The following is a 19,168-nucleotide window of genomic DNA, read 5'->3' on the forward strand; positions in this document are numbered from 1 at the left end:
TATCCTGATCCTGAAAAATGCCACCGCCGCGCAGATCTATCCGGCGAAAGTGTGGGAGAACGTCGATATCGCCATTGAGAATGATAAAATTCTCGCTGTCGGCCCCGGCCTGTGCCAGCGCTATCCGCAGGCGCAGGTGAAAGAGATGCGCGGGCAACTGGTGATGCCCGGCATGGTCTGCTCGCACAATCACTTTTATTCCGGCCTTTCCCGGGGGATTCAGGCCAATATCGCCCCCAGTCCGGACTTTATCTCCACGCTGAAAAACCTGTGGTGGCGCCTTGACCGGGCGCTGGATGAAGAGTCGCTCTACTACAGCGGGCTGATCTGCGCTATGGAGGCCGTACGTAGCGGCTGCACGGCGGTTATCGATCACCATGCGTCGCCCCACTATATCACGGGCTCCCTGAGCCAGTTGCGCAACGCCTTCCTCAAAATCGGGCTGCGCGGGATGACCTGCTTCGAAACCACCGACCGCAACTTTGGCAGCCGCGAGCTGCGCGACAGCGTTGAGGAGAACATTCGTTTCGCCAGAGAGATCGACGCCGCCCGCGAGAAGGGAGACCAGCCTTATCTGGTCGAGGCCCATATCGGCGCCCATGCGCCGTTCACCGTGCCGGATGAAGGTCTGGCGATGCTGGGCGAAGCGCTAAAAGCCACCGGCCGCGGCCTGCATATCCACGCGGCGGAAGACCGCTACGATGTCTCTCACAGCCATCACCTTTACGGCAAGGATCTGCTGGCGCGGCTGGCGGAGTTCGGCCTTATCAACAGTAAAACGCTGATTGCTCACGGTCTGTACATCTCCGATGCTGACGTGGAGCTGCTCAATGCGCAGGACGGTTTCCTGGTGCACAACGCGCGCTCCAATATGAACAACCACGTCGGCTACAACCACCGCCTGCCGCAGATCCGCAATCTGGCGCTCGGTACCGACGGCATCGGTTCCGATATGTTCGAGGAGATGAAGTTTGCCTTCTTTAAACACCGCGACGCCGGCGGGCCGCTGTGGCCGGACAGCTTCGCGAAGGCGCTGAGCAACGGCAATGAACTGTTGAATCGCAACTTCAACGCCCGCTTTGGCCGCCTTGAGGCGGGCTATAAAGCGGACCTCACCCTTTGCGACTATATGGCGCCGACGCCGCTTATCGCGGAAAACATCGCCGGGCATATCGCCTTCGGCCTGGGGTCAAACAGCGTGCGCAGCGTCATGGTGAACGGCGTGATGATCTACGAGGATCGCCAGTTCAGCTTCGACTGCGAGCCGATATTCCGCGAAGCGCAGAAAGTGGCGAAAAAAATGTGGGCGCGAATGGACGCGCTCCCCGCGTAGCCCGCGTAGCCCGCGTAAAAACGCTAAACCGGCCTGGCAAGCCGGTTTTTTTTGCTGACAGAACGCGGGCGTGTGAAATTGCCCGGGGGCTTCCGCGCCGCCGGGCGCAACGTTTACAGCGACAGCAGCGCGGCGGTGGCGATATTGCGCTGCTTTTGCAGCGCGCTGAGCTGCTCTTCGGTCATGATACTCAGCGCCGCCGTCGGGCAGACGTCAACGCAGGCGGGGCCGCGCTCCCGGGCGCCGCAAAGATCGCACTTAACGATAACCGGCGTCAGGCCGGCCGCCACCTCGATGGCAATCGCCCCAAACGGGCAGGCGATCGCGCAGCTCTGGCAGCCAATGCAGCGCCCGCCTTCGGCTTCCACCTTCTCCGCCCCCATGCTCAGCGCCCCGGTCGGGCAGGCGCCCACGCAGGGCGCATTCTCGCACTGATGACACATCACCGGTACGCTAAGATCGTCGAGGCGCATCACCTTCAGGCGGGGGTGAAACTCCGCCCCCGGCGCCACGTGTTCCAGCGCACAGGCTACCTCACAGGTCCGGCAGCCGATGCAGGCCTGCGAACTGGCAACGATAAAACGGGTCATATCTCCTCCCGGGCCGTGAATTGCGCCAACATCTCGCTGGCCGCCTGCCGCCCGGCGACTATGGCGGTGACCACCAGGTCCGCGCCGGTCACGGCGTCGCCGCCGGCAAAGATTTTGTCATGGCTGGTTTGCGTCGTTCCGCGCCCTTTGCCGCCGGTGACTATCTGCCCCCAGCGGTCCAGCTTAATGCCGTGGCCGCGCAGCCACGGCATCTCGTGAGCCTGAAAGCCAAACGCCATAATGAGCACATCGGCTTTAAGTTCAAACCCGGAGTCCGGGATCGGCTGCGGCCGGCGGCGGCCGTCCGGGCCCGGATCGCCCATCTTCGTGCGGATCATCTCCACCGCGCAGACCTGCCCCTTACGGTTGAGCTGAATGCGCTGCGGCTGCACGTTAAACTCAAATTTCACCCCCTCTTCCCGCGCGTTCACCACCTCTTTTTTCGACCCGGGCATGCTTAGCTCATCGCGACGGTAGGCGCAGGTTACGCTCTCGGCCCCGCGACGAACGGCGGTGCGCAGGCAGTCCATCGCCGTATCGCCTCCGCCAAGCACCACCACGCGTTTCCCCTTGATGTCGGTCAGCGGATACTCGGCGCTCTCTTCGAGCCCCATCACCTCGCGGGTGCTGGCAATCAGAAACGGCAGCGCCTGAATCACGCCGGGGGCGTTCTCTCCCTCCAGACCGGCGGCCATCAGACCGTAGGTGCCCACGCCGAGGAAAACGGCGTCATAGTTTTTCAGCAGATCGGCAAAAGCCACGTCGCGTCCCACCTCCTGGTTGAGATGAAAATTGACGCCCATGGCGCTAAAAACGTCGCGCCGCCTCTCAAGCACGTTTTTATCCAGCTTGAACGGCGGAATACCGAAGGTCAGCAGGCCGCCGATTTCCGGATGGCGATCGAAGACGTCAACGTGCACGCCCGCGCGCACCAGAATATCGGCGCAGCCCAGTCCGGCGGGCCCGGCGCCAATCACCGCCACCCGCTCCGGGCGCGGGGCCACGTTGTCGATGGTCGGTCGCCAGCCCATCGCCAGCGCGGTATCGGTGATATAGCGCTCAAGATTGCCAATGGCGACCGAGCCGCCCTCGTTCTTTAAGGTGCAGGCCCCTTCGCACAGCCTGTCCTGCGGACAGACGCGGCCGCAAATCTCCGGCAGGGAACTGCTTTGATGGCACAGTTCCGCCGCCTCGATAATCTTGCCTTCGTTCACCAGGCGGATGAAATCGGGAATGTGGTTATGCAGCGGACAGGTCCAGTTGCACCACGCCTTCTGTGCGCAGTAGAGGCAGCGTTCGCTCTCATATTCCGCATCGCGCTCGCTCAGCGGCTGATAGATTTCGCCGAAATGCCGCAGGCGGTCATCGGCGGGCACTTTTTTCGCCCCAACGCGCGGAGGTTTATTGAGTATCGCGTTACGTCTCGCACCGCGAACGCTCTCCAGCGGTCTTTCCAGCGCGGAGCGGATCTGCCGCGCGGTGCGCAGCTGGTTAACGGCGGCTTCATCCATCAGGCGCAGCGCCTGGGTTGGACAGCTGGCTACGCAGGCCTGCTGGCCGGACGGGTGCTGACGGCAAAGATCGCACTTCTGCGCCAGCTGCGGCGCGTCGTCATCGTTGGCCACCATCTCAATGGCGCCAAAAGGACAGGCGATGACGCAGTTTTTACAGCCGATGCACAGCGCCTCGGTAAACTGAACGCTGTCGTTAGCCACGCTCAGCGCCTGAGTCGGGCACGAGCCGACGCAGGGGGCGTCGTTGCAGTGGCGGCAGGTCGTCGCGCTGCTGGCCTTGCGGTTGAAGAACACGCGGATGCGCGGAAGAAAGTCGCTGCGCTGCTGGGGCCAGCAGTCCTGGCGATGAGAGGTGACGCAGGCCACTTCACAGGCGTGGCAGCCAATACAGTTTGCAGAATCGGCAACGATAAATTTATTCATTTGCTTCCCTTTATTATTCCAGGACTCACCGGGGAGCAATGCAATAATCAGACGCTTTTTTAAAAGCGATTAATATGCAGCTCATTTTTGCGAGCAGCCTCAAAAAAACGGCTTTATTCCCGCTTAGCGACTCGATAAATATCCCCTGCCGCGGAGCGATGATGTTTTCCTTCACCCGGGTTTAATCATGTTGATAATTCACCGTATCGATCGCGATACCAAAATGAGATTCTGCCTATCTCAATGTGATAGCGCGCGTTTATTTATCGCGGGGCGTCTTGCAGGAAATTTCAGACTGGAAGATATTCCGCCCTTTTCGCGTGAGTTATTTCACACAATTCCCCATCAATTCCCTCAGCGCTTATTTTTGGCACAGCTTACGCATATCCCTCATTGTGCGCGCAACACGCTGATGAACGTATCGGCTCAGGGAGGCAGCGGCCTTCGAATCGTAACTTCAACTTTGTCCTCGCTTATACAGAGTGAAGTCGTACAGGAGATAACAACTTCATGAAAGATATCGCCAATTCCGCCTCACGAAACGGGAGCTCGACCGCGCCGGTCGATGAAGTTTTACCCGTTACGCAAATGATTCTTTATGGGCTACAGCACGTGCTGGTGATGTACGCCGGCGCCGTCGCGGTTCCGCTGGTGGTGGGCAACGCGGTAGGGCTCCCGCCGGAACACATTATTTTACTCATCAGCGCCGACCTGTTTATCTGCGGCGCGGCCACCATCGTGCAGTCGCTGGGGGTCGGTAAGTGGCTCGGCTGTCGGCTGCCGCTTATCCAGGGCTGCACCTTCGCGGCGCTAATCCCGATGGTGCTGATCGGTAAGGAGTACGGGATCGGCGGTATTTCCGGGGCGGTGATCGTGTCCGGTATATTCATCCTCTGCTGCGCGCCGTGGATTAGTAAGCTCATCCGCTTCTTTCCCAAGGTGGTGATGGGCAGCATCGTCACGCTTATCGGCATGTCAATTATGCCGGTCGCAGGCGGATGGATTGGCGGCGGCAGCAGCGAAATGAGCGGCTTTGGCGCCCCCTTCTCGCTGCTGATGGCGGCGATTACGCTGGTGATTATTCTCAATATTTACACCTTTGCCTCCGGCGTCGTGAAAAACACGTCGGTGCTGATCGGTCTTATCATCGGCACCGTACTCTGGAGCTGCTTTAAGCCTCTCGACTTTAGCCTCGTCCACGCCACCCCCTGGCTCCATCTACCGACCCTGATGCCCTTCGCCAAACCTGAGTTTCACATTATTCCCGTCGCCCTGCTGTCGATGGTGATGGTGGTGGTAATGGTGGAAACCATGTCCTCGATGATGGCGACCGGGGATATCGTCGGGAAAAAGGTGGACGCGAAGATGCTGCGCAACGGCCTTAACACCTGCGGTATCGCGACCACTATTTGCGGCTTCTTCAATCTGTTTCCCTACGCCGCGTTCGCGCAGAACGTCGGCCTGATCGGTTTAACCGGGGTGCGCAGCCGTTTTGTGGTGTCGGTCTCCGGCATCATTCTGATTCTGATGGGCGTGTTCTCAAGGATGGCGGCGCTGGTGGTGCTGATACCGAAACCGATCCTCGGCGGCGCGGGCATCGTCATGTTCGGTATGGTGGCGGTGTCCGGTATTCGTACCCTGGGGCAGGTCAACTACCGCAACAATAATAACGGTATGGTGGTGGCATTAACGCTCGGCCTCGGCATGATGCCGGTGCTGGTGCCCAACTTATTCACCCAGTTTCCGCCGATGGTTCAGCTGTTTCTGCACAGCGGGATTACGATCGGTACCCTGACGGCTATCGTCGCCAACCTCACCCTCAACGGCAGCGTACCTTTGCGCGTTAACCACGAAACGCCGGTCCCCGATCCGGCCCCGCCAAGCTCGGCGGCGCGCAACATGGCCGTCAGAACCGTCAGAATGTGGCTCCTGCTGCGCAAAGTTCAAAAGGAGAGACAGCCGGAAGAAGCCCAGGAGGGGTAATGATGCTCACCAGACTCCTGTTCGCATTGCTAACCCTGCTGCTGCTGGCGATCCCCGTCGTGCAGCAGGGGATCGCCCAGGGCCTGAACGGCCGCTTTAGTTTTGCCCTGCTGTTCTAAGGTTAAGGACCCTTGCTATGAAGAGAATAACGACCGTCTGCCCCTACTGCGCCTCCGGCTGCAAAATGCAGCTCACGGTAGAGGAGGGAAATATTACCCGCGCCGACGCCGCGATGGGAAAAAACAATCAGGGTACGCTGTGCCTGAAGGGCTACTACGGCTGGGATTTTATTAACGATACCCAGATCCTCACGCCGCGCTTGAAAACCCCGATGATCCGCCGCCAACGCGGCGGCAGGCTAGAATCCGTCTCCTGGCATGAGGCGCTCGATTACGTCGCCACCCGTCTGAGCGCCATTAAAGAGAAGTATGGGCCGGACGCGATTCAGACCACCGGATCTTCGCGCGCCACCGGCAATGAAACCAACTACATCATGCAAAAATTCGCGCGCGCCGTTATTGGTACCAATAACGTCGACTGCTGCGCTCGCGTCTGACACGGCCCTTCGGTTGCAGGTCTGCACCAGTCGGTCGGCAACGGCGCGATGAGTAATGCCATCACCGAGATCGATAATACCGATCTGGTGTTTATTTTCGGCTATAACCCGGCGGATTCGCACCCTATCGTGGCGAATCATATCCTCAACGCCAAACGCAACGGGGCGAAAATTATCGTCTGCGATCCGCGTAAAATCGAAACCGCGCGCATTGCCGATCTGCACCTTGCCCTGAAAAACGGCTCCAATATTGCGCTGCTCAACGCCATCGGGCACGTCATTATCGAAGAGGATCTGTACGATAAATCCTTCGTCGCCGGGCGTTCCGAAGGCTTCGACGCGTATCGCAACATCGTCGAAAGCTATACGCCGGAATCGGTGGAAGCCATCACCGGCATCAGCGCCAGGCAGATTCGCGAATGCGCGCGGCTGTACGCCACCGCCGGAAACGCCATGATTCTATGGGGAATGGGGGTGACCCAGTTCTGGCAGGGCGTCGAAACGGTGCGCTCCCTGACTAGCCTCGCGATCCTCACCGGCAACCTGGGGAAACCGCACGTCGGCGTTAACCCGGTACGCGGCCAGAACAACGTCCAGGGGGCCTGCGACATGGGCGCGCTGCCGGACACCTTTCCGGGCTATCAGTATGTGAAATTCCCGGAAAACCGGGAGAAGTTCGCCAACGCCTGGGGCGTCGAGAGCCTGCCGGAGAACCCCGGCTACCGCATCAGCGAGCTGCCGCACCGCGTGGCGCGCGGTGAAGTGCGGGCGGCGTATATCATGGGGGAAGATCCGCTGCAGACCGACGCCGAGCTTTCCGCCGTGCGTCAGGCCTTCGAGGATTTGGAACTGGTTATCGTCCAGGATATTTTCATGACCAAAACCGCCGCGGCGGCCGATGTGATTCTGCCCTCGACATCGTGGGGCGAGCATGAGGGCGTCTATACCGCTGCGGACCGCGGCTTCCAGCGTTTTTTCAAGGCGGTAGAGCCGAAGTGGGATCTGAAGACCGACTGGCAGATCATCGGCGAGATCGCCACCCGCATGGGTTATCCGATGAAGTACGACAACACGCAGCAGATCTGGGATGAGCTCCGCCAGCTGTGCCCCAACTTTTTCGGCGCGACCTACGAGAAGATGGGAGAGCTGGGCTACGTGCAGTGGCCGTGCCGCGACGAGTCGGAGGCGGACCAGGGCACTTCGTATCTGTTTGCGGAGCGCTTCTCAACGCCGAACGGGCTGGCGCAGTTCTTCACCTGTGAATGGCAGGCGCCGATCGATAAGCTGAGCGACGAGTATCCGCTGGTGCTCTCCACGGTGCGCGAAGTGGGCCACTACTCCTGCCGCTCGATGACCGGCAACTGCGCGGCGCTGGCCAAACTGGCGGACGAACCGGGATACATCCAGATCAACACCGCCGACGCCAAACGGCTCGGCATTGAGGACGAAGAACTGGTGTGGGTTAACTCGCGCAAAGGCAAGGTGATTTCACGGGCGAAGGTCAGCGACAGGCCGAATAAAGGGGCGGTCTATATGACCTACCAGTGGTGGATCGGCGCCTGCAACGAGCTGGTCACCGAGAATCTCAGCCCGATAACTAAAACCCCGGAGTATAAGTACTGCGCGGTTAACGTTGAGCGCATTGCCGATCGCCAAGCCGCCGAACGGTACGTTATTGATCAATACAACCAGCTGAAAACCCGTCTGCGCGACAGCGCCGCGGGGTAAAAAATATCGCCCCGCGGTGCGCACCCCAGGGCGATAGTGTCTCTTCTCATTCCCTTCGCCAACGCTAACCGACAGCGGCCTGATCCTTACGGCAGCGACGCGCGACCTCAAGATACTGCTGCGGAGTATCAACGTCCCAGTGAATCCCCTGACTCGCCACGGGAATAACGCGCACCGCCATCTGACCGATAACGTCTCGTAGGGTGGCCCCTTGCGGGGCGCGATGAATCAGCGAGATTGCCCGCTGCGGCAGAAGAACCGGGTGGCCTTTACCGCGCTCGTAGGCGGGAATAAGACAGCTCTCGGCGTCGGGGTTGTCCCACAGCCGGCGGTAGACGCCCGGCGTCACCTCCGGCATATCACCCAGCGCCAGAAAGAACCGGGAGTCGCGAATATGGCTGACCCCGCACTGCACAGAAGAGAACATGCCGTCCTGATATTGCGGGTTAAAGACTACCTCAACGCCCGGATGATCCTGATAGCACGCGGCCAGTTCATCACCGCGAAACCCCGTCACCAGCACTACCCGATCGCAGAACGCCAGGGCGCTGGCCAGGGCGCTATCCAGAATCGTTCCTTTGCCCCACGGCAGCATCATTTTCCACTTGCCCATCCGGCTTGAGAGCCCGGCGGCCAGCATAATGCACTGCTTATCGACTTTTTTGCTCATTGTCATCCTCCTCCTGCAGCCGAAAAAGCGCCGCCGTCGACTGGCGACGGCGGCGCTTGCGGCGATCAGGATTTCAGCACCGCTTTAATCGAGGTGATGATCGGCTGATATCCCGTACAGCGGCAGATATTGCCCTCCAGCGCCTCTTTCAGCTCATCGTCGCTGGGGTTCGGGTTGGTATCCAGCAGCGCCTTGGCGCTCATCAACACGCCGGGCGTGCAGAAGCCGCACTGAACGCCGCCGTGACGAATAAAGGCGTTCTGCAGTTTTTTACCGACCGGATCGTGGTGCAGCGCTTCGACGGTGGTGACCTCCACCCCGTTGCACTGGGCGGCCAGCAGCAGGCAGGAGCAGACAGATTTGCCGTCCATAATCACGGTGCAGGCGCCGCACTCCCCCACCGAGCAGCCCTCTTTGGTGCCGGTTAGCTTCAGCTCCTCACGGAGAAAATCGATCAGGCGGACATTGTCTTTCACATCGCGGGCAATGCGGATGCCATTCACTTTTAGCTCAATATGATTCATGTTCATGGCTCCTTATTTTTTCTGCTCTGTCATGACTTCCTGCAGCATCTGCCGGAACATATCGATAAATACCGGGACCTTATAAGGCGCTGACCAGCGTCCCCCGATGGCTTTCTCTACCCTGGCGTGAAGCACGCCGGCCGCGTAGTCAATGGTGGCGGCGTCCAGCGTCCGGCCGATGAGCGCCTGCTCAACCTCAAGCAGCCGCTGCGGTTTGGCCAGCAGCGCGCCATCCACCAGACGGCACAGGCGAACCACGCCCTTATCGACCATGAACTGCCCGGTCAAGCTCTGGCGCGTAATGTTCAACGCATTGCGCCGGCCAAGCTGCAGATAGCGATTGATCAGCGGCTGCTGGGTCGGCGCCGGCAGGATAAAGCGGATAACCAGCTCATCGGGCTCAAGAAGGGTGCGATAGCCGCCGATGACAAATTCGCTGACCGGCATCCGGCGCGTCCCACGCGCGCTGCGCAGCTCCACCTCCGCCTCGTAAATAATCAGCGGCGGCATAGAATCCGCGCACGGAGCGGCGTTGACGATGTTGCCGCCGATAGTCGCCCGATTGCGCAGTTGCAGGGAGCCGACGGTTTTACAGGCGGTAACCAGCAGCGGATAGCGCTGCTGAATCAACGGATGCTTAACCAGATCGGTAAAGCAGACGCCGGAGCCAATCGAGACGCCGCCCTCCACATCAAAGATCTCCTTCAGCTCCGCCAGCCCGGCGATATTGACAAGCGGCACCTCGCCGGACAGCATCCGGGCCTGCACCAGCACATCGGTACCGCCGGCGATGGGCATCGCCCCCTTCCCGGCCATCAGCGTCAGGGCCTGCTTCAGGGTTTGCGGGACGCTCAGCGACAGGGTATTGAGGCGATGAACCTGTTTCTTATCGCCAGACTCCAGCATCTGCTCGCTCTGGCGCTCCGGCTTTTTGAGGTTGTAACCCAGGCGAACCTGCTCGAGGGTCAGCGGCAGGGTCCGGTTAGGCCGCCCGATGGCGAAGCTCACCGCATTGTTGAGGGCCGCAGCGCCGAGCTCCAGTACCGGTTCGCCGATAACTTTCGCCCCCATCGGCCCCGCTTTATCGTAGTTTTCCACCGCAATGATATCGATGTGCGGCATATCCTTGATAGTCGGCAGCAGATAGGTATCAAAGTTTTCCGATTTCACCACCCCGTGCTCGGTGTTGAAATCCTCCAGCATGCCGTAACCGATCATCCCCTGCAGCACGCCGCCGTAAACCTGGCCGCTAAAACCAACCGGGTTAATGACTTTACCGACATCGTGGGTGGCGACGACGTTATTGACGGTGATTTTGCCGGTGCGCATATCCACCGCCACGTCGGCCAGCTGGCAGCCGTACACCCAGGTGAAATAGGGGCTGCCGCAGCCCTTCTCTTCATCCCAGTGAATATTCGGCGCCACGTGCCAGCCGTAGGCGGAGAGGTTGGCCCCGGTAGCCCGGGTCATATCGCACACCTGCTGGAAGCTGAGGCTCAGCTCCGGGCGGCGGCGGTTAAACACCTTGCCGTTTTGCCAGGCGATATCATCGATGCTCTGCGCTTTCAGCGTTTCCCTGACGGCCTCCGCCATGCGTTGTTTAATTTTGTTCGCCGCGCTCAGAATCGCCTGTCCGCCCATCAGGGTACCGCGCGAAGCGACCGTTGAGCCGCCGTCGGCGATCATCGCCGTGGCCGGTTCGCTGAACATCACCCGCTCGAGCCCAATCCCAAAGGCTTCCGCCGCCAGCAGCGACATGGTGGTCTGCAGCCCCTGTCCGTTCTCCGATACCGAGGTGGAGATGTTGACGCTGGCGTCGGCATTCACCTGAATCAGCGCCGAGGACGCATCCAGACCCTCGGCCCCCAGAGAGCAGCCGCGATGGCTCAGCGCGAAGCCAATCCCGTAGCGGATCGGTCCGCCTTCCGCGTTAAGCTTTTTGTAGTGCTCGCGTTTGGCCTCGTATTCCGCCTTGAGCAGCGTTTTCTCCAGCACCTCCTGCGCGGAGACGGTATGCTCGCTGAAGACCTGCCCGGCCATGCTGGTGTCGCCCTGCTTAAGTATGTTGCGCAGACGGAATTCGACGGGCGACAGGCCCAGTTCGCCCGCCACGTCATCCATCAGCGATTCGTTGGCGAAAATGACCTGCGGCGCGCCGTAGCCGCGGTAGGCCGAGGTGTAGTTGTTGTTGGTGTAAACGCCCACCAGATCGACGCGCACGTTAGGAATATTGTAGGGGCCCGCCGCCTGCACGGAACTGCGCCAGGTGACAAACACCGTCTGGCCGCAGTAGCTGCCGCCATCGGCGATAATGTCAATTTTAATCGCCTGAATACGCGCATCGTCGTCCACGCCAATGCGGTATTTCATCTTATAGGGGTGGCGCTTGTAGCTTTCGCGCATCGACTGTTCGCGGTTATAGGAGATCTTTACCGGCCGCCCGGTCAGGTGCACCAGCAGCGCCGCCCGGCAGGAGACGTTATCAATAATGTCATCCTTGCCGCCGAAAGAGCCGCCCAGCACGGAGCGCTTAATGTTCACCTTCGCCTGGGGCAGGTCAAGATATTTGGCAATCACCGCCCGGGTGCGGTGAGCGTTTTGAATCGACCCCTCGATGGTCATGATCTGTTCATTATTATCCAGATAGGCGGTAATCGATTCCGGCTCAATATAGCCGTGCTCCTGGAAACCCACCTCATACTCGCGTTCGAAAATATGGCTGGAGGCGGCGAATCCGGCATCGATATCGCCCTTCGCCGTATGGTGGCGGTTAATGATGTTGCTATCGAGTTCGCTGTGAATAAGGCGCGCCCCGGGCTTCATCGCCTCTTCCGGGGAGGTAATTGGCTCCCACGGGGTGTAGGTGATTTTGATTTTATCGACCGCGATGCAGGCTGCCTCGTAGGTTTCCGCCGCCACCACGGCAACCACGTCGCCGCGATAGGCGATCTCCTTGTCGATAATCGGCGGATGATCGGGAACGATCGCCCCCAGCTTGCGCTGGCCGGGAATATCGTTCCAGGTGGCAATACGCACGACGCCGGGCACTTTTTCCGCCTCCGACAGGTCGAGCGCGTCGATGCGCCCGGCAGGTATATCCACGTAGCGACAGACGCCATACAGCATATTGTTCATAATAATGTCATCGCCGTAGACCGCTTTACCCGTCACCTTGGCGAGCCCATCGACGCGGGGCACCTCACTGCCAACCAGCAATGTATCCATATTTTTCAGTCTCCACTCACAAAGAAAGATAACGGAATAAAGCAATGGCTATGCCACCTATAAATAAAGGGTTATTTCAGGCTGAGTTATGTGAGGCGCCTCTAAAAATAGCGGCAGGTTAAACCAGAAAAAGCGGATGATATCGTCGGGAGGATTATCAAAAAGAGAGCGTGCGTATCACAATGATAATTGGCGCTTCTCAATGGTATTTCTCAGAGAGGGCCCGCCGCCAGGTATTGACCATAAGTATCATTACCCTCCATCACCGGCGTCAAAAAGCGCGCTGACGGCGCGATCCGTTCAACTTTTCCCTTACCGCTGCGCCCTTAAAATTTCGAATAAAAAATAAAATAAACTCAATAATGAAATTTAAATTCCATAACCGAGCATGTTAACAAATGTGATATATATCATAATTTTAACAATTCACTTCCCTGATGTCGCTGTGAAAGGGGGTAATCAATCATAAAAATTACTTTATATATCAGTTAATTATAAAAACAGCCTTTATAGACACATAGATGTTACAGATAAGCCACAACGACAAAGCGAAATAAAACTTTCAAAATGTGATCTGTTTGCACTTTTGTTTCAGTTGCAGCGGTAATAATACCCTCTCACTAAACGCACCCTGACCACCTTGATGGTGCAGCAGAAATCCAAACCCCGGAGGATGCAATGAAGGAAGTGAGATCAGGAGTTATCAGAACCGTTTATGTTGGTCCTTGCCATACCATCCGTTCATACCACAACGCTGCCCGGGACATGTTGAACCTCACCCATCCCGGAGGACAAAACCCCGCGTATACCGATGATTCATCATTCATCAAAAAGAAACCTCTTTGACCGGTTTTATTTAGCGCGCTGCAATCGCGCTGGATAGGAGCAATCAGGGCAAAAAACCATTTTATGTCAGCCAGGCTTCATAAAGCGAAAAGACAGAGCGTGGTTGGGATGGGATGACACATTTTTATCTCGTGCCGTTAATCAAAACAAAAGGTATAAAAATGTCTCTTATTATGAATCTGAACCTACAGCAGAGAAAGCGACTACACCAAATAACCTTAGTAGCGACATTCGGTGGCCTGTTATTCGGTTATGACACCGGCGTTATTAATGGCGCATTTTCCTCACTGAAACAATATATGGCCTTGACCCCGACCACAGAAGGTCTGGTCATGAGCGTGTTGCTGATCGGCGCCGCGCTAGGTAGCGTTTTCGGCGGAAAATTCGCGGATTTCTTTGGCAGAAGAAAGTACCTGCTCTTTTTATCCTTCATCTTTTTCATCGGCGCCTTAATGTCCGCGCTGGCGCCGGACATTACCGTACTGCTTATTTCACGTTTCATCCTCGGCTATGCCGTCGGCGGAGCCTCGGTCACCGCGCCCACCTTTATTTCTGAAGTGGCGCCCACCGAAATGCGCGGTAAGCTGACCGGCTTAAACGAAGTCGCCATTGTTATCGGGCAGCTCGCCGCCTTTGCTATCAACGCCATTATTGGCATTCTCTGGGGCCATCTACCGGACGTCTGGCGCTATATGCTGATGGTGCAGACGATCCCCGCCATCTGCCTGTTTATCGGTATGCTGCGGTCGCCGGAAAGCCCGCGCTGGCTAATCAGTAAAAACCGTCATGAAGAAGCGCTGGAAATATTAAAACAAATCCGCCCGCTTGAACGTGCAACCAAAGAGTTCAACGATATCACCACCTTGATTAAGGCCGAGGCGGACAAAAAGCTGCATTCCCAGAACGCCTTTATCACCATTCTTCAGACGCCGTGGATTTTCAAACTCCTGCTGGTCGGCGTGATTTGGGCGGCGCTGCAGCAAACCACCGGGGTCAACGTCATCATGTACTATGGTACTGAGATCCTCAGCAGCGCCGGCTTCTCAGAAAGAACCTCCCTCATCTGCAACGTACTCAATGGCGTGTTCTCCGTCGGCGGCATGCTCTTTGGCGTGCTATTCCTCGTTGACCGTTTTAAACGTAAAACCATCATTATTTATGGTTTCGCGCTGATGGCCACCCTGCACCTTATCATTGCCGGCGTAGACTACACGCTGGTCGGTGACATCAAAGCAACGGCAATCTGGCTGCTCGGCGCGATGTTCGTTGGCGTTATGCAGGGAACCATGGGCTTTATCACCTGGGTGGTGCTGGCGGAGCTTTTCCCGCTGAAGTTTCGCGGACTGTCGATGGGCATATCGGTATTTTTCATGTGGGTGATGAACGCCATCGTCAGCTATCTGTTCCCATTATTGCAGGCCAAGCTCGGTTTAGGTCCGGTATTCCTGATTTTTGCCGCGATCAACTACCTGGCGATTGTCTTTGTGATAACGGCGCTGCCAGAAACATCGAATAAATCGCTGGAGCAGTTGGAAGAGGAGCTGTCGGCAAATAAATCTACTGCAGGATTCAATACGGCCACCAAGGAAAGCGGATTATGATCGATACTATTACGCAGGATAATCTCCATCTGTCGTGCCGGGCGAAAAATAAAGCGGAAGTGCTGGCCATGATTGGCGCGGACTTCAGGTCCAGAGGGTACGTCAGCGAAGATTGCGTGGCGTTTCTTGCCGAAAGAGAGCGCCAGGTCTCCACCTTTTTGGGTAACGGCATTACGTTGCCGCATCTGCCTAAATCAGCCACCAGCATCATTGTCAAAACGGGGGTGGAGATTTATCAGTTCCCTGACGGCGTGATCTGGGACAGAAATAACGTCATGTTTATTGCCATTGGCGTGATCGCCAAAGAGAGTGAGCATATTGATGTGCTGAGAGAGGTGGCGTCGATCTTTAGCGACGAAGTCATCGCCAGAGCGCTGTCGTTGATTGCCAATAAAGAGGATTTTTTAAGGATCCTCCAGCAGAATCACTAAGCACGGCCATCGCCTGATAAAAGCCTGCTTACGCGCAGGCTTTTTGCTTATTCAGGATAGACGTCGCGCTTAGCTGCCTTTGTAGGTGGAGTAGCCGTACTGGCTGAGCAGCAGCGGAATATGCAGCTTTTCATTGGTACGCGTCACGGTAAACAGTACCGGGATCTCCGGGAAAAACGTCGCCAGCTTCTGTTTGCTGAAATCATCGCCGGTTTTAAAGGTCACTTTATAAACCCCCGGCTGCATATCCCCTTCTGCTGGATACAGCGATTTAATACGCCCATCGTTATCCGTGACGCCGCTCGCGAGCGCCGTCCATTTATCCGCCTGCTGTTTTTCAAGGGTAACGGTCACACCCGACGAAGGCAGCCCCGTCTGCTGATTGAGGATATGCACGCTGAGCGTCCCGACGGGGGCGCTAAACGCGGCTGGAGCGACAGAGATTGCAGATAACAGAATCAAACTGGATAATTTTTTCACGATCTTTTCCCGTTGTGAATAATAACGTTCAAACGTTAGCACCTGGGCCGCTAAAATATATTCAACTTTTTGTGATAATCGCCTTAACGAAAGCAGGACGAGGAAAATAGCGAGCACATTCGAAGTTATAGAATTATCTGAATATAATGTGCATCCTTGGGGCGTGAATAAAGGCCCGCTCGCTTGCGCTATACTTATTTTCTCCGCGTTCACAAAAGGACTTCACATGAAGATTTGGCCTGTTCTGACGGGTGTTGCTATCGCATTAACGCTCGTCGCCTGTAAATCCCCTACGCCGCCCAAGGGCGTCCAGCCGATAAATAACTTTGACGCAAGCCGTTATCTGGGGAAATGGTATGAGGTGGCCCGGCTCGAAAACCGCTTTGAACGCGGTCTGGAGCGGGTTACCGCGACCTACGGTCAACGGAAAGACGGCGGTATCAGCGTTCTCAACCGCGGTTACGATCCGCGGAAACAGAAATGGAGCGAGAGCGAAGGTAAAGCGTATTTCACCGGCGCGCCGACCACCGCCGCGCTGAAAGTCTCCTTTTTTGGCCCGTTTTACGGCGGCTACAACGTGATTGCGCTGGATAGCCAGTATCAATATGCGCTGGTCAGCGGCCCCGATCGCGGCTATTTATGGATCCTGTCGCGCACGCCGACCATCCCGGAATCCGTGAGGCAGGAGTATCTCGGCATTGCGCGGGAGCTCGGTTTCCCGGTCGAAAAGCTCGTCTGGGTGAATCATCGATAGCGCCGGGGATAGTTCGCGGGCCTCTTTTACCAACATTATCTTCAGCCAACCTGAGGTCTGAAGATAATGTCGTAAAAGGGGGTGATAATGACAGAGTTATTGCTGGGGAGCCGCAGCCGCATCGTCAGCGCTTTTCGCGGGAGCGATACTCTCTTTAATCTCTTTGGTTTTATTCGCGGCATCGCTGGCAAGGTTATTCGCGTCAACAATCGCGTTGTCTTTAATTTTTCCCGCTTCCTGGACAATTTGATCGCTTTTCTGTCGGGCATCCTGCTTAACGGCATCGGCCTGAGCTTGCGCCTGCTGGGCAATAGCTTCCGTTTTTTTATCCGCTTCCGCCTTGATGCTGGAGGCCTGGCTGCTGAGGCTGTTGGCCTCGTCCGCCGCCTGTTTTTTTATCGCGTCGATGTGTTTATCGGCTTGATCCTTAATTGCCTCGGCTTTATCGGACGCCGCCTCTTTAATTTGTTGCGCATTGTCTTTAGCTTTATCCAGATTGGCATCCACTTTTGATGAATCATCACAGCCGGCAAGAAATAAGCATACGGCAGAAGCGATCAGCGTTTTACTCCAGAGTTTCATAGTCATTCCTTTATTTATCCATATCCCCGTAGCGGGAAGAGCATTGCCGCAGGGTTACCAGGATAATTCTCATGACAATTGTGCCATGAAGTTATTTAGCCCCAATACTTAACCCCGCATCCCTTTATTTATAATCGCTAACCAGGCAGAGTCAAGTTCCTGGCCCAGGAACGCTGCGGATATAAAAAAACCCGGGCGGGTGCCCGGGCTTGTCGCTGAAAAAATAGCTTATGCCGTGACGGCGGATTTGGCCAGCGTCGGGCCGGCTAGCGCCAGCCGGGCCCCGGCGTCGGTATCGCTGTATTGCTTAAAGTTATCCATAAACAGCTGCGCCAGGCTCTCGGCCTTCTCCTGCCATTTGTCGGCAGAAGGCCAGCCGCTACGCGGGTCAAGCAGCGCGCTGTCGACGCCGGGCACGCTTTGCGGGATAGCGAGACCGAACACCGGCACGGTTTCTTCACGCAGCTCGCCGGTGGTACCGTTTAAAATCGCGCTGATGATATTGCGCGTATCGCGCAGCGAAAGGCGCTTGCCTTCGCCGTTCCAGCCGGTATTAACCAGCCAGGCCTCGGCGCCGGCCTCCGCCATTTTGGCCGCCAGAACGCTGGCGTACTGCGTCGGGTGCAGCAGCAGGAACGCCGCGCCGTAGCAGGCGGAAAACGTCGGCGTCGGTTGAGTAATGCCGCGCTCGGTGCCGGCCAGCTTCGAGGTGAAACCGGACAGGAAGTGATACTGCATCTGCTCGGTCGTCAGGCGGGATACCGGCGGCAGCACGCCAAACGCATCGGCGGCGAGGAAAATCACCTTCGACGGATGGCCCGCGCGCGACACCGGTTTCACGATGTTTTCAATATGCGATAACGGATAAGAGACGCGGGTATTTTCAGTCTTACTGCCGTCGGCGTAATCCACGCTGCCATCGGCTCTGACCACCACGTTTTCCAGCAGCGCGTTACGGCGAATCGCGCGATAGATTTCCGGCTCGGCCTGCGGGTCAAGATTAATGGTCTTGGCATAGCAGCCGCCTTCGAAGTTGAACACGCCGTCATCATCCCAGCCGTGCTCGTCATCGCCGATCAGCTGACGCAGCGGATCGGTGGAAAGCGTGGTCTTACCGGTGCCGGAAAGGCCGAAGAACAGCGCCACGTCGCCCGCTTCGCCGCGGTTCGCCGAGCAGTGCATCGAGGCAATTCCCTGCTGCGGGAGCAGATAGTTCATCACCGAGAAGAGGCCTTTCTTCATCTCGCCGCCGTACCAGGTGCCGCCGATCAGCTGAATTTTTTCGCTGAGGTTAAACGCGACAAAGTTCTCGGAGTTAAGCCTCTGCTCTTGCCATTTATCGTTGGTGCAGCCCGCGCCGTTGAGGACAACGAAGTCCGGCGTAAATTCCGCCAGTTCCTCGGCGCTCGGCGCAATAAACATGTTTTTCACAAAGTGCGCCTGCCAGGCCACCTCGGTGACAAAGCGGACGCCGAGGCGCGTCGCCGGGCTGGCGCCGCACCAGGCATCAACAACATACAGTTTCTTGCCGCTCAGCTGCCCGGCGACCAGCGCCTTCAGGTCAGCCCAGATTTCGCTGCTCAGCGGCTTATTATCGTTGCGGCCCAGGCCGGAATCGGCCCACCAGACGGTGTCACGCGTCAGCTCGTCCCTGACGATATATTTGTCGCGCGGCGAGCGCCCGGTAAAGATCCCGGTATCCACGGCAACCGCCCCGGACTCGGTCATGACGCCGCGCGCCGCGCCGGTTAATTCCGGGCTGGTTTCATGCGCAATCAGCAAGTCGTAATCGGGGTTATAAAACAGCTCGCTGCTCTCCTGAATACCGAGCGAAAGAAGAGCGTCTTTTACTGATTCAATACGTGACATGGCACTCCTGACAAACTATTGGCTGGATAAGATGCTATTAGGCTATTTCAACCTGTCAG

The 19,168-nt window shown here is 57.3% G+C and carries 14 protein-coding genes; 6 read left to right on the forward strand and 8 right to left on the reverse strand.

All coding sequences use genetic code 11. The features are described 5' to 3' along the window. Position 1 precedes the first annotated feature (1 nt). Positions 2-1,333: a putative aminohydrolase SsnA gene (gene ssnA, locus BWI76_RS17540; RefSeq protein ID WP_171016422.1), complete on the forward strand. Its 1,332-nt coding sequence runs from the start codon at positions 2-4 to the stop codon at positions 1,331-1,333. Between the two features lie 113 nt (positions 1,334-1,446). Here the strand turns inward: ssnA and BWI76_RS17545 are convergent, their stop codons facing one another. Together BWI76_RS17545 and ygfT are read right to left on the reverse strand one after the other, a co-directional pair. Beyond that, the gene (locus BWI76_RS17545) at positions 1,447-1,923 is read right to left on the reverse strand and encodes a 4Fe-4S dicluster domain-containing protein (RefSeq protein ID WP_004133330.1); all 477 of its coding nucleotides are present in this window, start codon (positions 1,921-1,923) and stop codon (positions 1,447-1,449) included. Continuing rightward, entirely contained in the window at positions 1,920-3,860 is a 1,941-nt protein-coding gene (gene ygfT, locus BWI76_RS17550; RefSeq protein WP_049088162.1) for a formate-dependent uric acid utilization protein YgfT, read from the reverse strand. Before ygfT ends, BWI76_RS17545 begins: the two co-directional genes overlap by 4 nt. Positions 3,861-4,370: 510 nt before the next feature. Here ygfT and BWI76_RS17555 point away from each other — a divergent pair. Both BWI76_RS17555 and fdhF read left to right on the forward strand, forming a co-directional pair. After that, on the forward strand, positions 4,371-5,843 hold the full coding sequence (locus tag BWI76_RS17555; protein ID WP_004133613.1) for a nucleobase:cation symporter-2 family protein: 1,473 nt from the start codon (positions 4,371-4,373) through the stop codon (positions 5,841-5,843). 136 nt (positions 5,844-5,979) lie between these two features. After that, complete coding sequence (fdhF, locus tag BWI76_RS17560) at positions 5,980-8,127, forward strand: formate dehydrogenase subunit alpha (RefSeq protein WP_077253451.1); 2,148 nt, start codon at positions 5,980-5,982, stop codon at positions 8,125-8,127. A 64-nt stretch (positions 8,128-8,191) separates the two neighbouring features. Here the strand turns inward: fdhF and BWI76_RS17565 are convergent, their stop codons facing one another. The 3 genes from BWI76_RS17565 to BWI76_RS17575 all read right to left on the reverse strand — a co-directional run bounded on the left by BWI76_RS17565 (position 8,192) and on the right by BWI76_RS17575 (position 12,546). Beyond that, positions 8,192-8,797, reverse strand: coding sequence for an NTP transferase domain-containing protein (locus BWI76_RS17565; RefSeq protein ID WP_004133616.1), 606 nt, complete (start codon positions 8,795-8,797; stop codon positions 8,192-8,194). 65 nt (positions 8,798-8,862) lie between these two features. After that, positions 8,863-9,321: a (2Fe-2S)-binding protein gene (locus BWI76_RS17570; RefSeq protein WP_004133322.1), complete on the reverse strand. Its 459-nt coding sequence runs from the start codon at positions 9,319-9,321 to the stop codon at positions 8,863-8,865. 12 nt (positions 9,322-9,333) lie between these two features. Then, positions 9,334-12,546 (reverse strand): molybdopterin cofactor-binding domain-containing protein, encoded by a 3,213-nt coding sequence (locus BWI76_RS17575; RefSeq protein WP_004133617.1) that lies wholly within the window; start codon positions 12,544-12,546, stop codon positions 9,334-9,336. 1,007 nt (positions 12,547-13,553) lie between these two features. Here BWI76_RS17575 and BWI76_RS17580 point away from each other — a divergent pair. Next, a complete protein-coding gene (locus tag BWI76_RS17580; RefSeq protein ID WP_004133618.1) occupies positions 13,554-14,993 on the forward strand; it encodes a sugar porter family MFS transporter in 1,440 nt (479 codons plus the stop codon). Further along, positions 14,990-15,424: a PTS sugar transporter subunit IIA gene (locus tag BWI76_RS17585; protein ID WP_004133620.1), complete on the forward strand. Its 435-nt coding sequence runs from the start codon at positions 14,990-14,992 to the stop codon at positions 15,422-15,424. Before BWI76_RS17580 ends, BWI76_RS17585 begins: the two co-directional genes overlap by 4 nt. Before the next feature lie 69 nt (positions 15,425-15,493). On the opposite strand, the gene uraH is transcribed toward BWI76_RS17585, so the two are convergent. Beyond that, entirely contained in the window at positions 15,494-15,904 is a 411-nt protein-coding gene (gene uraH / locus BWI76_RS17590; protein ID WP_024357847.1) for a hydroxyisourate hydrolase, read from the reverse strand. A gap of 226 nt (positions 15,905-16,130) precedes the next feature. Between uraH and BWI76_RS17595 the strand changes: the two genes are divergently transcribed. Beyond that, positions 16,131-16,658, forward strand: a complete 528-nt coding sequence (locus BWI76_RS17595; protein ID WP_004133622.1) for a lipocalin family protein — start codon at positions 16,131-16,133, stop codon at positions 16,656-16,658. A 96-nt stretch (positions 16,659-16,754) separates the two neighbouring features. Here the strand turns inward: BWI76_RS17595 and BWI76_RS17600 are convergent, their stop codons facing one another. Together BWI76_RS17600 and pckA are read right to left on the reverse strand one after the other, a co-directional pair. After that, complete coding sequence (locus BWI76_RS17600) at positions 16,755-17,240, reverse strand: hypothetical protein (protein ID WP_064371825.1); 486 nt, start codon at positions 17,238-17,240, stop codon at positions 16,755-16,757. Positions 17,241-17,468: 228 nt separating this feature from the next. Next, positions 17,469-19,109, reverse strand: coding sequence for a phosphoenolpyruvate carboxykinase (ATP) (gene pckA / locus BWI76_RS17605; protein ID WP_004133626.1), 1,641 nt, complete (start codon positions 19,107-19,109; stop codon positions 17,469-17,471). Positions 19,110-19,168 lie beyond the last annotated feature (59 nt).

Source organism: Klebsiella sp. M5al (genome assembly GCF_002090195.1).
Lineage (GTDB): Bacteria > Pseudomonadota > Gammaproteobacteria > Enterobacterales > Enterobacteriaceae > Klebsiella > Klebsiella grimontii.

What these genes read in the sequence shown, in the direction of transcription:
- BWI76_RS17565 (WP_004133616.1), bottom strand. Translation starts at nt 8,797, where the DNA reads ATGAGCAAAAAAGTCGATAAGCAGTGCATTATGCTGGCCGCCGGGCTC.
- BWI76_RS17580 (WP_004133618.1), top strand. Translation starts at nt 13,554, where the DNA reads ATGTCTCTTATTATGAATCTGAACCTACAGCAGAGAAAGCGACTACAC.
- BWI76_RS17570 (WP_004133322.1), bottom strand. Translation starts at nt 9,321, where the DNA reads ATGAATCATATTGAGCTAAAAGTGAATGGCATCCGCATTGCCCGCGAT.
- pckA (WP_004133626.1), bottom strand. Translation starts at nt 19,109, where the DNA reads ATGTCACGTATTGAATCAGTAAAAGACGCTCTTCTTTCGCTCGGTATT.
- BWI76_RS17600 (WP_064371825.1), bottom strand. Translation starts at nt 17,240, where the DNA reads ATGAAACTCTGGAGTAAAACGCTGATCGCTTCTGCCGTATGCTTATTT.
- BWI76_RS17555 (WP_004133613.1), top strand. Translation starts at nt 4,371, where the DNA reads ATGAAAGATATCGCCAATTCCGCCTCACGAAACGGGAGCTCGACCGCG.
- BWI76_RS17585 (WP_004133620.1), top strand. Translation starts at nt 14,990, where the DNA reads ATGATCGATACTATTACGCAGGATAATCTCCATCTGTCGTGCCGGGCG.
- BWI76_RS17595 (WP_004133622.1), top strand. Translation starts at nt 16,131, where the DNA reads ATGAAGATTTGGCCTGTTCTGACGGGTGTTGCTATCGCATTAACGCTC.
- BWI76_RS17575 (WP_004133617.1), bottom strand. Translation starts at nt 12,546, where the DNA reads ATGGATACATTGCTGGTTGGCAGTGAGGTGCCCCGCGTCGATGGGCTC.
- ygfT (WP_049088162.1), bottom strand. Translation starts at nt 3,860, where the DNA reads ATGAATAAATTTATCGTTGCCGATTCTGCAAACTGTATTGGCTGCCAC.
- BWI76_RS17545 (WP_004133330.1), bottom strand. Translation starts at nt 1,923, where the DNA reads ATGACCCGTTTTATCGTTGCCAGTTCGCAGGCCTGCATCGGCTGCCGG.